This is a genomic window from Burkholderia cenocepacia (assembly GCF_900446215.1).
Classification (GTDB): domain Bacteria; phylum Pseudomonadota; class Gammaproteobacteria; order Burkholderiales; family Burkholderiaceae; genus Burkholderia; species Burkholderia cenocepacia.
This window is the reverse complement of record NZ_UAQZ01000002.1, coordinates 60,664-74,447: the sequence shown is the minus strand read 5'-3', so window position 1 is coordinate 74,447 and position 13,784 is coordinate 60,664. Positions and strand designations below refer to the sequence as shown.

The window sequence follows — 13,784 nt, the reverse complement described above, 5'->3', positions numbered from 1 at the left end:
CCTTGCGTCGTCAGTCCTGCACCGTCGACTTCAGCGGTTCGGGCGCGCTGCCGCCCGTGGCCGGCGGATCGAGCTCGATGCGCTTGACCTCGCCGAGCAGGAACGTGTAGCACAACGCGCCGATCACCGCGAACACGCTGATCAACCCGAGCGCCCATCCGAACGAACCCGTCTCGCGAACGATGAAGCCGATGGCGATGGGCGTAACGATACCAGACAGGTTGCCGACGAAGTTGACCGCGCCGCCCGTGACCCCGAGCATGCTGCGCGGCGCGATGTCGCCGATCAGTGACCACGATGCCGACGCGACGCCCTGCGCAAAGAACGCGAACGACATGATCGCGATCACGACCCAGTTGGTGTCCGTCAGCACCGCCAACGACATCGTCGGGACCAGCAGCAGACCGGTGATGATCGGCGTCTTGCGCGCGGCACCGACGCTCGCGCCGCGCCGCAGCAGCCAGTCGGACAATGCGCCGCCCGCAAGCACGCCGACCGATGCGGAGATGAACGGGACCGACGCCGCGCCGCCCGCTTTCAGCACGGTCATGTGACGCTCGGTGATCAGGTAGCTCGGGAACCACGTCAGGAAGAAATACAACGACGATAGCGACGCGAATTTGCCCGCGCAGATCGCGATGATCTGGCGGTTGCGGAACACGATCGCGAGCTTGCGCCACGGGAACGGCTCGCCGCGCGCGGGCTTGCCGATCTCGACCACCGCGCCGCCGGTGCGGATGTGCTCGAGTTCGGCATCGTTCGCCCACTTGCACTGCTCGGGGTCGCGATACAGCAGATACCAGACGCCGGCCCACAGGACGCCGACGAGGCCCGTCGCGAAGAATATCTCGCGCCAACCGAACGTGCCGGCGATCCAGAACAGCACCGGCGTCAGCGCGGCCATGCCGACGTACTGGCCGACCAGATACACGCTGGTCGCGATGCCGCGTTCGCGCTGCGCAAACCAGATCGACACGACGCGGTTGTTGATCGGGAAGGTCGGCGCCTCCGCGATGCCGACGCCCAGGCGCAGCCCGAACAGCGTCGCGAAGCGGCCCGCGAAACCCTGCAGCAGCGTGAAGCTCGACCAGGTCAGCAGCGCCACCGCGTACATCACGCGCGAGCCGAAACGGTCGACGACCCAGCCGCCCGGCAGGTTGGCCAGCACGTAGGTCCACGAGTACGCGGAGAACAGCACGCCGATCGCCACCGGGTCGAGCCCGAATTCGTGCTTGAGCAGCGGCGCCGCGACCGACAGGTTCGCGCGATCGACGTAGTTGACGACCGTGCCGACGAACACGAGAAACAGCATCAGGAAGCGGATGCGGGTGGGCTTCCGGGAGGAGGTGTCAGGCATCGGTCGTCCCTTGTCTTTTCCTGGTCCCACATGTCCATGAATGGACATTTCGACCATATGAGACGCGATGATCGCGTGGACAAAAGCACGGGTCAAGGCGCGTTTAATTATTTTCCGCTTGATTCATATCAAAACCGGGCCCTATGATTTTTCCACCTGATAACAAAATGTCCACCAGTGGTCATTTGTATATATCGCTCGGTTGGTCTGTCCGCCCGCTTCCCGGTCCCTGACACATGAAAATCCTGCCTCGCACCTTTCTGATCGCCGGATGCGGCGCCTCGCTGGTTTCGCTCGCACACGCACAAAGCAGTTCGGTCACCATGTGGGGCCAGGTGGATTCCGGCGTTACCTACATCAGCAACAAGCGCGGTGGCGCGTCGTGGGGCACGGCGTCCGGGATCGGCGCGCCGACGCGCTGGGGACTGCGCGGCAACGAGGCGCTCGGCGGCGGCTATCGCGCGGTGTTCGCGCTGGAGAGCGGCTTCAACGTCAATACGGGCATGCTGATCAAGTCCAACACGTTATTCGACCGGCAGGCGTATGTCGGCCTCGACGGTCCGTTCGGCACGATCACGTTCGGCCGCCAGGCCGACCTGATGGACGACGTCGCGATCCGCTATTCGAACGCGTTCTGGAATCGCAGCCTGTACGCGTTCCATGCGGGTAACCTGGACAGCCTGACCAACGGCTACCAGATCGAGAATGCGGTGAAATATCGGAGTCCGGAATGGTACGGCATACGCGTCGGTGCCCTGTACGGCTTCACCGGGTCGGACGCGACCGGCCACAGTGCGGGCGCGTACGCCACCTACGATCGCGGCCCGCTGTCGGTCGGCGTCACGTACATGACGACCCAGCGTCGCGTGCTCGACCTGTACAACTACTTCGGCTGGACCCGGTTCCTCGACCAGACGCTATCCGCGCAAAAGACTTTCCAGTCGAACGAGGTCAACAACCTGGGTATCGGGCTCACGTACCGGATCACGGAACCGTGGCACGTCAACGTGCTGTACACGCGGACGGACATCAAGGGCGCACGCACGGCCACGCACATGCAGAACATCGACGTCGGCACGCTTTACCAGTTCACCGCGGCGGAAGCGGTCACGCTCGATTACACGTATTCGCGCCTGGACGGCATGCACTGGAACACGCTCGAGGCCGGCAACCTGTACGCGCTGTCGAAACGCACGCAATTGCAGGCGACGCTGACGTGGCAGCTCGCATCGGGCAACGGGGCGACGGCGGCGACCTATCCGAACGGCCCGTCGTCGGGGCGCTCGCAACTGCTCGCGCATGTGGGGATGACGCATTCATTCTGAGCCCATCGACCGGGCCGGGTGCGACGGACGACCATTCGCGCGCGCCGCACACTGTCTCGTGCGATCGGGCAAGTGCATGGCAATCGCGACGCATGGTGGATCGTTTCCGCCGTCGCGGCGGCGTCCGCGGCCGACGTCGTCGAAGCCTTGGTTGCATGCATGCGGCCCGGGTCGACCTTCATCGACCTCGATGCGGTGACACCGGCCCTGACCTACCGCAACGCCTGCCCCCGCTCCGCCGCAAACGCATCGCCAACGAACCGGATCACGTCGTCGAGCGACGACGTGCACACCGCGTCCGCGGCAAGCGACCGAAACGCACCGTCCGGCCCGAAGCAGACGAGCGGCTTGCGCCAGCGCTGCGCGAGCGCGATCTCTTCCGCCGTCCCGTGCCCGCCCGGCAGGGCCACGATCAGGTCGCTGCTCAGCACGTTCACGTAGTTGCGGTTGATCGTGTCCGGAGCCGCGCCCGGCTCGCGGCGCGGCAGCGGCGTGAGGACCGGAATGTCGACGAACGGATGCGGATAGCCGTCGAGCGGCACGAAGCCCGCGACCGGATCGGCCTGCGTCGGCACGATGCCGATCGATCGTCCGGTCCGACCGGGCACGCCGGCGAACGCGCGCGCGACCGCCAGCATCACGCCCTGCCCGCCGCCCGTCAGCAGGTTGAACCCGGCCTGCGCGAGCCACGCGCCGAGCGGTTCCGAAAATGCGGCCCACGGCTCCTTGCCCGAGCCCATCACGCCAATCGTCCTGGTTTTCCGTTGCATCGTGGTTTCCGGTGAAATCGTGGCGGCGCGTACGCGCGCCGCGCTCATTCGAGCTCGACGCCCTTGAGCTCGGGGATCAGGAACAGCGTCGCGATCATGTCGAGCACGTACAGGCCGGCGAGCAGCGCGATGGCCGTCTGGAACCCGTAGTGCGCGGCGAGCGCGCCGACCGCGACCGGGCCGAAGCCGCCGACCGCGCGGCCGATGTTCCACAGCACGTTCTGCGCGGTCGCGCGTGCGGCCGTCGGATAGCCTTCCGACATCAGCGTCCCGTAGCCGCCGACCATCCCGTTGACGAACATCCCCATCAGCGCGCCGGCCCACAGCATCGTCGTCGGGTGCGACAGCCGCGCATACGCGATGACCGTCACGACCGAGCCGAGCTGATACAGCAGGAACGTCGGCTTGCGGCCGATGCGATCGGCCAGTTGGCCGAACACCCAGACGCCGATCATCATCCCGACGACGGTCGCCGCCGTCCACAGCCCCGATTTCGTCAACGAGAAGCCCATCTGCTTCGACAGGAAGGTCGGCAGCCAGATCATGATCCCGTAGTAGCCGAAATTCTGGACCGAACACAGGATCACGATGCCGAGGCTCGTGCGCGCGGTGCGGCCGTCGGCGACGAGCATGCGGAACGCGTTGGACGTGGGCTGCGTCGCGCGCTGCACGAACGCTTCCGGCTCGTGCAGCTTGTTGCGCATCACCCACGCGAGCAGCGCGGGCAGCACGCCGACCACGAACATGCCGCGCCAGCCGATGTGGAGCAGCAGAAACGGCGTCAGCAGCGCGGCCAGCAGCACGCCGGCCTGCCAGCCGAGCGCGACGTAGCACGACACGCGGGCGCGCTTGGCTGCAGGCCACGCTTCGGCCGCGAGGGCCATGCCGATCCCAAATTCGCCGCCGAGGCCGATGCCCGCGATGGTGCGATAGACGAGCAGATCCTCGAAGCCGCGCGCGAATGCGCACAAGCCGGTGAAGATCGCGAACAGCAGGATCGTCCAGGTCAGCACGCGCACGCGTCCGTAGCGATCGCTCAGCGCGCCGAACACGATGCCGCCCGCGACCGCGCCGATCAGTGTCCACGTGACTAGCGCGCCGCCCTGTCCGGGCGTCAGGTGCAGCGCCGCCGTGATCGCCGGCAGCATGAAGCCGAGGATCAGCAGGTCGAAGCCGTCCATCGCGTAGCCGATCGCCGATCCGGCCAGCGCTTTCCACGCGTACGCGCCGACCTGCTCCACGCGCGGGGCCGATGGGCCGCCGAGCGTCGAAGATTTCATGTTTGCTGCCATGGTGTCCTGCCACGAATGTCCGGCGACATTCTAAGGCCTGTGCCGGCGAACGACGGCGGCGGACGCGCGTCGCGCCCGCGCTGGCCGGACGGCGCGCGGGCAACGGAGGCAACAACGGAGGCAACGAGCGGGAAAAGGAAAAGAAAAGAAAAGGGAAAACGTCGATCCGGTGTCGGCGGCGAGGCCGGCGATGTCGCGATCAGGCCGGACACCGAATGAAAGATGGCGGGCGGGCGGCGAATTGCCGGCCGGCCCGCCTGCGCGAACCGGACGGCGCCCGATCGCCTTGCGGCGCGCCGGGCTTCAGCCCTGATCGTCCCCGGGCCACCAGGTCTTGGCCTCGCGATCGACCGCCAGCGCTTCGAGATCCTTGCCTTCGAGCCATTTCGGCCGCGGGCCGCGCCCCGACCACGAGCGGCCGGTCGACGGATCGTAGTACTTGGCAGGCGCCTTGCGCTTGCGCTGGACGATGTAGCCGAGCGCGCTCAGCACTTCCTGCTGCGAAATTCCCAAAAGCTCGACCTGTTCCTTGAAGGCCGCGAGCGCGGCTTGCTTCTCCTTCTGCTTCGCCTCTGACAGCTTGATGTTCAGGTCCCGAAGTTGTGCTTCGAGTTCCTGCAGGGCCTGGGTCATGTATTCATCCTCTTTGGGCATGTTTTTGCAAAAAGCTCCGATGGCCGAACCTACCACGAAGTTCCGCCGATCGGGGCTGTCAAATAGGTGAATCGTCCACCTGAGCCGGCGTGATTTGCGCGATGCGCACTAAACGACGTCGTGCGTCACTGGCAGCTTGAACCAAGCCGGCAACGGGCGGCACGCCGCGTACGCATGCATGAAGCGAACGGCGGCGGCAAGTGATTCGCCGCCCCTGGCACGGGCGCGGCATGGCGCGAATGATAGCAGTGCGCGGCGTCGTGTTGCAGAAGTCTGCCGACCGGCGCCGACGCGGGCCGACGGGTCAGCGGCCCGCGCCGCCGGCGTCCCACACGATCCGGTCGAACAGCGCGCGCAGCTTCGCGCCGCGCGCCGCATTCAGCGCCGTCGCATGCGCGACGCGCCCGGCCAGATGCGCACGGAAATCCGGATGCGCATCGCGATTCTGCGACGCCGGGCCGCGCCGGATGCAGTTGGTCAGGATCGCTTTCAGTCGATCGAATGCGTCGCGCGACAGGTTCGGATGCCGGTTGACGACCACGCCGGCCAGTTGCTGCCGCGTGCCCCGCCGCATCACGCGGGTCTTGCGCAATTGCAGCGCGAACCCTTCCTCGAGCGCGATCGCGGCGACCCGGACTTGCAGCCGCTCGACGTCGCGCGCAAGCGCGCCGCCGCCGGAAAACGCGAGATCGTCCGCATAGCGCGTATAGGTCGCATCGACCGAACGCGCGAGCGCGGCGAGCCGCAGGTCGAGCCGGAACGCGCACAGGTTCGCGAGCGCCGGCGACGTCGGCGCGCCCTGCGGCAGATGCCGTTCGCGATAGCGCTGACGGCCGATCCAGTCGAACCGGTCGCGCAGGTCCGGCGCGAGCAGCCGCGCCGACGGCACGCGATTGGTGCAGAGCCCGGTGAGGATCCGCGCGACTTCGGCCGGATAGCCGAGCGTCGCGAACAGCGCATGGACGCGCGCGGCGCGCACCGACACGAAGAAGTCCGCGAGATCGAAACGCACGACGACATCGCGATCCGCATGCGGCGTCGCGAACGACACGATCCCGTGCCCCTTGCGAAAACCGTGGACCGCGCCATGCGGCGCGATGCGATCGAGCAGCCCGCGCAGGATGCGGCGCTGCGCTTCGCGCAGCCGCCCCTTCGGGATTTCGACGAGGCGGCACCCGCCGCTGCGCTTGTCGACCGCGACGTATGTGTAGTGATGCAGCGGCGTGGCGCCGCTGCGCGCGTCGACGCGCCAGTGGTCGGACAGCCAGTCGAGCTCCGGCGCGCTCACCCCGAGCCAGCCGGCGAGATCGCCGGGCGTCGGCCATTGCGGCACATCGCAGCCCGCGAGCGGCGCCGGCAACGGTCGCTGGACCAGCGGCCGCCGCACGATGCGGATCACCACCGGCCGACGCTCGCCATACCATGCGCGCACGAACGCGGGCGCCTCGGCCAGGAGCGCCGCGAGCGCGTCGGTGTCGGTATCGGCCCAGTCCGCGCCGAAGCGGGCGAGCGCGGTGCCCGCGCATTCGGGCGCCCACGGCTGTGCCTCGCCGAGCACGGCGGCCATCCGCGCGACGACGCCGTCGCGTTCGGGCGGACCGGCGAGCATCGCCTCGGCAATCGTGCGGGTGGTATCGCGCAGGGATGAGTGCATGGGAAAAGGAAGGCGGGACGATGAGCCAACGTGGCTGGTGCTGCGAGAGCGGTCGTTGCGCAACGCGCAACTTGCGCACTTGCGACGCATCGGCGTATCGATCTGATCCACGGGGTAGCCCCGTAGTCCTGGAACATCGGCTGCCTGTTCCGGGCGTGTGCTTGACCCACCGCCCCGCGTCGCGACTTTAATGGGCGGCGACGCCAGGTGTCAAATCGAGCCGGACGATGCGCGCTGCGCGGCGGCGGCGCGCTTATGCGCGCCGGGCGAACAGTTCGCTGAACGCGATCGGCGCCACGCCGATGCCGGCCATGCCGTTCAGTATCGTCGCCCAGCTCGCGTCGGCCACGCTGACGGGAAACGACCGCACGCGATGGGCGAGCAGCCAGAAGGTGCGCGTTATGCCGTCGCTCATCGCGACCTCGTAGCCGCTTGCCGCCGCCCAGTAGCCGACCGACGGCAGCGTCACAGGTGCGTCGCGGCCGCCCCTGAACGCGGTGGCCGCTACCGCGAACTTGCTGTCGAGCGACATGGCCCGGCGCGGTACGCAATCCTGCGAATTCTGTTTCGGGAACGTGGGGCTCGTCTCGAGCCAGCGGCGATAGAACGTCTCCGCGTCGATATGGACGACAAACCGCTCGGGTCCACCCGGCTCGGCCTTCAGATAGCAGTCCGCCTGATTCGGCACGGGGACGCGCCACGTCGCGCGCTTCGCGCTCAGCTCGACCAGTTCGCACGCCATCGACGGGCGCTGGGTGGGTGAAGCGGCTCCGGATTCGCGCAGGTCCTGTGCACGAAGGATGCCGTTACGAAGACGTGTCAGCATGGGCCCTCTCTTTCTCTCGATTTTTTCGAATGAGTCCGGGCCCGTGGCATGCTCCGCGCGGGTGCCGCGATGCGGTCGCCCGGTTCCCCGACGCTCCCGACCGGATCGGGAACCCGCGCAGTGTATCGCCTTTCGATGCAGGTGCGACATCGCGCCATCACGACCCATACGGGTACATCGCCAGCGCCGGCCGCAGCGGCAAATGTGCGCCCCGCCCAGGGCCGCCGCACGTCCCTACATCTTGCCCGCCAGATGGAACCGCGACGCCGGATGCCACAGCCTGACCGACGTGGCGACATGCTCGCCGACCCACGTGCGGCGTCGTAGCAGCAAACACGGTTCACCGATTTCCATCACGAGATGCCGACGCACCTGCGCGTTGGGCTTCTCCGCGTAGATCCGGAACTCCGCCCGCTGGATCGGCGCGAGTCGCACCATGTAATGATTCGGCGTCTCGAGCGTGAAGTCCTGTTCCAGATACGCGGGAAACAAGGCCGGATTGACGTAGCGATCCTCGAACTGGATCGGCTCGTCTTCCTCGTAATGCACGATACGCGAATGAAACACGGGCCCGGCGCGCAGTCCGAGCGCATCGATCGCGTCCGGCTCGACGCTGCGCTCGATCAGCAGCACACGCGCGCTGTGCCGATGGCCGCGCTCGGCGATCTCGTCCGCGATGTTGCGGATCTCCAGCACCGTCGACTCGTAATGCCGGCGCTCGACGAACGTGCCGGCCCCCTGGATGCGGGTCAGCACGCGCTCGGCCGTCAGTTCGCGCAGCGCGCGCGACACCGTCATCCGGGCCACGCCGAATTCCTTGACCAGTTCGGCCTCGGTCGGGATCGCGGCGCCGGGCTTCCAGTCGCCCTTCGCGATCCGCTCGACGACGTAGCGCTTGATCTGCTGATAGGCCGGTAGTGCCCGCGCCGGCACGGTGCCGGCCGACGCCTGCGCCGGCCGTGCGAAAAGCTTGCGTTCCGTTTCGCTCATGCGCCCTCGACCGAATGAATGTTGGGTAATCGGCCCGTCCTCGCCTGTCGTCACTGCAACGAAGGCGGCACGCCTGCGACGATGCCGGCCGCGATCGCGATATCGTCCGCGAGCGGCCGGTCGTCGCGATAGACCGGCACGCGCGTGCGTACATGCCGCCACAGCGCGTCCGTCGATGCGGCCCGCGCGGTGTCGCCCGGCTGCAGGTCGTACGCCTGCGCGGCGGCCAATAGCTCGATCGCGAGCACGCGGGTCGTATTCTCGATGATGTCGAGCGCCTTCAGCGCGGCCGGCGTCGCATGACACAGGTGATCTTCCTGCAGCCCCGACGTGATGCCGCCGTCGAGACTCGCCGGCGCGGCAAGCCGCTGATTCTGCGCGACCAGCGCGACCGCCGTGTACTGCGCGATCATGAAACCCGAACAGCTGCCGCCCGGCGCGGCAAGAAACGCCGGCAGCCCGCTGACGAGCGGATTCACGAGCCGGTCGAGACGCCGCTCGGCGATCGCGGCGACTTGCGCCATCGCCGCCGCGAGGCTGTCCATCGCGAGCGCGATGCCGGCGCCGACCGCGTGCGCCTGCGAATGCACGGCCGGCGCGTCTCGCGTGCCGGCCACGACCGGATTGTCGGTCACGGATGCGAGTTCGCGATCGACGACCTCCGCCGTGACGTCGAACACGTCGCGCGCCGCGCCATGCACGTGCGGAATCGTGCGCAGGCTGAGCGGATCCTGCGTATGCCGGCCGCTCGCCGCGGCAAGCATGCCGCTGTCCGCCAGCAGCGCACGCACACGGGCGCCGACCTGCCCGATACCGGGGGAAATCCGCAGCGCGAGCGAAGCCGGATCGAATGCGGCGAGTTGCCCGCCCAGGTTCTCGAAGCTCATCGCCGCGATCCAGTCGGCCCAGTCGAGCAACCGTTCGGCGCGGGCGAGCGCGAGCGCAGCCAGCCCCGTGACGCACGGCGTTCCGTTGACCAGGCTCAACCCCTCCTTCGCGCCGAGCACCAGCGGTTCGCGGCCGATACGCCGCAGCGCCTCGTCGCCGCGCATGCGTTCGCCGCGATGGCGCGCATGGCCGTGCCCGACGCACACGAGCGCGACATGCGCCATGTGGGTCAAGTACCCGACCGAGCCGTGCGCCGGCACTTCCGGCAGGCAATCGTGCTCGAGCAGCGCGACGAGCTGTTCGACGACATCGGGACGGACGCCCGAATGCCCGTGCGCATAGTTGTTGATCGCGGCCGCGATGATCGCGCGGGTTTCGGCTGCGCCGAGCGGCATGCCGACGCCCACCGCGTGACTCATCAGGATGTTGTGCGACAGCGTGCTCTGCTGCGCCGGCGACACGATCACGTCGCACAGCGCACCGACGCCGGTATTGACGCCGTAGGCGCGAATCCCGCGCGCGACGATCTCGTCGACGAGTTCGCGAGCGGCCACGACGCGCGCGCGCGTATCGTCGGCCAACGCCAGCGGCGCGCCGGCCGCCACCGCCGCAACCTGCCGCCAGTCAAGCGGCCGAGCCGCACGGAATACGGTCATGGCAGCCTCAGTTCGCGGTGCGGTCGTGGTGGCTCGACACGAATTGCCGGAAGCGCTCGGATGTCTGGCCGCCGAAGACTTCGTCGGGTGTGCCGTCCGTATCGACCTCGCCCTGATGCAGGAACATCACGCGATTCGACACGTGGCGCGCGAATCCCATTTCATGCGTGACGACCAGCATCGTGCGCCCCTCCTCCGCGAGCGAGCGCATCACGCGCAGCACCTCGCCCACCAGTTCCGGGTCCAGCGCCGACGTCGGTTCGTCGAACAGCATCACTTTCGGATGCATCGCGAGCGCGCGTGCAATCGCGACCCGCTGCTGCTGGCCGCCCGACAGGTGCGCGGGATAGTAGCCACGCTTGTCCGCGAGGCCCACGCGCGCCAGCAGCGCCTCGGCCTCCTCCACCGCTTCTGCGCGACTGCGCTTCTGCACGCGCAGCGGCCCCTCGACGAGGTTGTCGAGCACCGTCATGTGGGACCACAGATTGAAGTTCTGAAACACCATCCCGAGCTGCGAGCGGATCCGGTCGACCTGGCGCCGGTCGCGCGGATGCAGCTTGCCGTCGCGCGCGCGCTTCATCGCCAGTTCCTCCCCGGCCAGGGCGACGGAACCGTCATCGGGGGTCTCGAGCAGGTTCAGGCAACGCAGGAACGTACTCTTGCCCGATCCGCTCGCGCCGAGGATCGAGATGACGTCGCCCTCGTGCGCGTCGAGCGAAATGCCCTTCAGCACATGATGATCGCCGAACGACTTGTGGATGTTTCTGACCGACAGCGCAACGGGAGCAGCGGTGTTCATCGGATTCTCCTGGAAGGAATGGCGCGCTCAGGACGCGACGCGCCGGGCATTTCGGGTCGCGGCGGCTGGCGCACCGGACGGCTTCGGCGCACGCAGGTGCCCCGAGAGCCGCCATTCGAGCGCGCCGAGCAGGCGCACGACGATGAAGTTCAGGCCCAGATAGATGACGGCCGCGCAGACGAATACTTCGGTCGTCCGGTAGGTTTGCTGGATGATCTGCTGCGCGACGCCCGTCACTTCCCATACGGTGACGAGGCTCGCCAGCGCGGTCGACTTGACCAGCAGCACGGCTTCGGTCGAATACGCGGGCAGACACTGGCGCAGCGCGATCGGGCCGATCACGCGCCGCAGCAGCGCGAAGCCCGACAGGCCGATCGAATAGCCGGCCTCGATCTGCCCGATCGGCACGGCCATCAGCCCGCCGCGCAGGATTTCGGCCGTGTAGCCGGCCGTGCACAGCGCGAGCGACAATACCGCGCAAACGTACGGCTCGCGCAGCAGCGGCCACATGAAGCTCTCGCGGATCACGCCGAACTGGCCGAGCCCGTAATACACGAGGAACATCTGGATCAGCAGCGGCGAGCCGCGAAACACGAGGATATAGGCACGCGCGAAACGGTTCGGCAACCAGCGCGGCGATACGCGCATCGTGACGATCACGAGCGACAGCAGGCCGCCGAGCACGAGCGACGCGAAGAACAGGCCGAGCGTGGTCGGCACGGCCGCGAGCAACTGGCGCAGCGTATCGACGAGAAAAGCGAAATCGATGGACATGCCCGTTCTCCGTCAGTTGCGCGCGAAATTGCGGCGGAACGACCGGCCGACGATCGCTTCCGCCCGGTTGAACACGCGGTTCGACAAGCCCGTCATCAGCAGATACAACGCACCGCCCGCGACGAAGAACACGAAGTACTGGTGCGTCGAATTGGCCGCGATCTGGCTCGTGCGGAGCAACTCGGCAAGACCGGTGACCGAGATCAGTGCGGAATCCTTCAGGCTCAGTTGCCACACGTTGCCGATCCCGGGCAACGCGAAGCGCAGCACCTGGGGAACCAGGATGCGCCGCAGCACCATGCTGCGCGGCATGCCGATCGAGCGCGCCGCCTCGAGCTCGCCTTTCGACACGGCGAGCACCGCCGCGCGATAGACCTCTGCCTGATAGGCGCCCGAGATCATCCCGACCGCGAGCGCACCGATCACGAACGGCGGCACGCCGATGAAGCCTTCCGCGCCGAACCACTGGCCGACGGCCGTCACGAGCGTCGAGCCGCCGAAGTAGAACAGATAGATGACGAGCAGTTCGGGCACGCCGCGAAATACCGTCGTATACAGATCGCCGAGCAGGCGGAGGGTGCGGTAGCGCGACAGCTTCGCGGCCGCGATCGCCGCGCCGATCACCGCCCCGACCGCGAGCGCGGCAAGCGTCAGCGCGACCGTCATCAGTGCGGCGAGCAGCAGCACACCGCCCCAGCCTTCGGTTCCGAAACCGAGCATTTCAAGAATCGCCATGCGTGCCTCCCGGCATGCGTTGGGTGAAGCCACTGGATGCGTGCCGCCGTGTGCCGTTCGACCGGCTCACGCGGCGGCAGCCGAACACGCGCTTACGGCGTGACGTCGGTCTTGAACCACTTGTCGGCGAGCTTCTTCACGGTGCCGTCCGCGAGCGCCGCGGCGATCGCCGTATCGAACTTCGTCTTCAGGTCGGCATCCTGCTTGCGGAACGCGAGCCCCTCGCCCGGCCCCCAGATCGGGCCGCCGAGCTTCGGCCCCGCGAGCACGATCGACGCGTTGTCCTTCTTCGCGTTGTTCGCCGCGTAGTACGTGACGTCGTCAAACGATGCGTCGATGCGCCCGGCGACCAGATCGAGATCGCGTTCGGGCGACGTCTTGTATACGCGAATCGACGCGATGTCCTTGAAGCTGTCGTTGATGAATTTCGTGTAGACGGTGCCCGACTGGATGCCGATCGTCTTGCCCTTCAGCTGCTTGCGCAGCGTGTCGACGGTCGGCTTGTCCGCGTTGGCGTCACCCGTCAGCTTGACGATCGGCGCGCCGGGCGCGGCCTTCGGCAGGATCTTCGTATCGGTGACGGCGAACGTCGCCGGCGTCGCCGCATACGGGCGCGAGAACAGCAGGATCTTTTCGCGCTCCGGCGTGATGGAAATCGCATCCATCAGGACATCGAACTTGCCGGCTTGCAGGCCGAGGATCATCCCGTCCCAGTCCTGCGCGACCATGTTGCACTGCACCTTGATGCGCTCGCACACGTTGGCGAGCAGCTCCGGTTCGAAACCGCCCAGCTTGCCGCCCGGCAGCGTGAGGTTCCACGGCGCGTAGCCGCCTTCGAGCGCGACCGTCACCGTCTTCCATTCCTTTGCCTGCACCGGTGCCGCGAGCGTGGCCGCCGCAGCCGCGATGATGCCGATCGTCCTGATTGCCCACTTGATGCGCTTGCCATTCACGAGATTTCTCCTTGCGTTGAAGTTCGCCATCCCTTCGGTGCAGCAAGCCGCCTCAGGAATTTGTCTATACAAGCATGCAAGAAGAAAAACAGCGCGACAAGCAGCGATCAA

At 67.4% G+C, this 13,784-nt stretch carries 13 protein-coding genes; 1 reads left to right on the top strand and 12 read right to left on the bottom strand.

What is annotated here, in order from left to right; all coding sequences use genetic code 11:
- Positions 1-10 precede the first annotated feature (10 nt).
- The gene (locus tag DTA15_RS09455; protein WP_227739750.1) at positions 11-1,357 is read right to left on the bottom strand and encodes an MFS transporter; all 1,347 of its coding nucleotides are present in this window, start codon (positions 1,355-1,357) and stop codon (positions 11-13) included.
- A 236-nt stretch (positions 1,358-1,593) separates the two neighbouring features.
- Between DTA15_RS09455 and DTA15_RS09450 the strand changes: the two genes are divergently transcribed.
- Positions 1,594-2,682, top strand: a complete 1,089-nt coding sequence (locus tag DTA15_RS09450) for a porin (RefSeq protein WP_006484850.1) — start codon at positions 1,594-1,596, stop codon at positions 2,680-2,682.
- Between the two features lie 212 nt (positions 2,683-2,894).
- Here DTA15_RS09450 and DTA15_RS09445 read toward each other — a convergent pair whose 3' ends face one another.
- From DTA15_RS09445 to DTA15_RS09390, 11 genes are all read right to left on the bottom strand, one after another.
- Complete coding sequence (locus DTA15_RS09445; RefSeq protein WP_006484848.1) at positions 2,895-3,500, bottom strand: SLOG cluster 4 domain-containing protein; 606 nt, start codon at positions 3,498-3,500, stop codon at positions 2,895-2,897.
- Complete coding sequence (locus tag DTA15_RS09440) at positions 3,497-4,744, bottom strand: MFS transporter (RefSeq protein ID WP_006484831.1); 1,248 nt, start codon at positions 4,742-4,744, stop codon at positions 3,497-3,499. The genes DTA15_RS09445 and DTA15_RS09440 overlap by 4 nt, the downstream gene beginning before the upstream one ends.
- 303 nt (positions 4,745-5,047) lie before the next feature.
- Positions 5,048-5,377 carry an H-NS histone family protein gene (locus DTA15_RS09435; RefSeq protein ID WP_006484840.1) on the bottom strand — a complete coding sequence of 110 codons (330 nt, stop codon included), beginning with the start codon at positions 5,375-5,377 and terminating at the stop codon, positions 5,048-5,050.
- Between the two features lie 325 nt (positions 5,378-5,702).
- Positions 5,703-7,052, bottom strand: a complete 1,350-nt coding sequence (locus DTA15_RS09425) for a reverse transcriptase family protein (protein ID WP_006484833.1) — start codon at positions 7,050-7,052, stop codon at positions 5,703-5,705.
- A gap of 253 nt (positions 7,053-7,305) precedes the next feature.
- The gene (locus tag DTA15_RS09420; protein WP_006491826.1) at positions 7,306-7,878 is read right to left on the bottom strand and encodes a plasmid fertility inhibition factor family protein; all 573 of its coding nucleotides are present in this window, start codon (positions 7,876-7,878) and stop codon (positions 7,306-7,308) included.
- Positions 7,879-8,112: 234 nt separating this feature from the next.
- Positions 8,113-8,868, bottom strand: coding sequence for a histidine utilization transcriptional repressor HutC (gene hutC / locus DTA15_RS09415; RefSeq protein ID WP_006484819.1), 756 nt, complete (start codon positions 8,866-8,868; stop codon positions 8,113-8,115).
- Positions 8,869-8,918: 50 nt separating this feature from the next.
- A complete protein-coding gene (locus tag DTA15_RS09410; protein WP_006484825.1) occupies positions 8,919-10,412 on the bottom strand; it encodes an HAL/PAL/TAL family ammonia-lyase in 1,494 nt (497 codons plus the stop codon).
- Between the two features lie 7 nt (positions 10,413-10,419).
- Positions 10,420-11,211 carry an ABC transporter ATP-binding protein gene (locus tag DTA15_RS09405; protein ID WP_006484818.1) on the bottom strand — a complete coding sequence of 264 codons (792 nt, stop codon included), beginning with the start codon at positions 11,209-11,211 and terminating at the stop codon, positions 10,420-10,422.
- 27 nt (positions 11,212-11,238) lie between these two features.
- Entirely contained in the window at positions 11,239-11,985 is a 747-nt protein-coding gene (locus DTA15_RS09400; RefSeq protein WP_006484844.1) for an ABC transporter permease, read from the bottom strand.
- A 12-nt stretch (positions 11,986-11,997) separates the two neighbouring features.
- Positions 11,998-12,720 (bottom strand): ABC transporter permease, encoded by a 723-nt coding sequence (locus tag DTA15_RS09395; protein ID WP_006481063.1) that lies wholly within the window; start codon positions 12,718-12,720, stop codon positions 11,998-12,000.
- Between the two features lie 92 nt (positions 12,721-12,812).
- A complete protein-coding gene (locus tag DTA15_RS09390; protein ID WP_012493673.1) occupies positions 12,813-13,673 on the bottom strand; it encodes a transporter substrate-binding domain-containing protein in 861 nt (286 codons plus the stop codon).
- Positions 13,674-13,784: the final 111 nt, after the last annotated feature.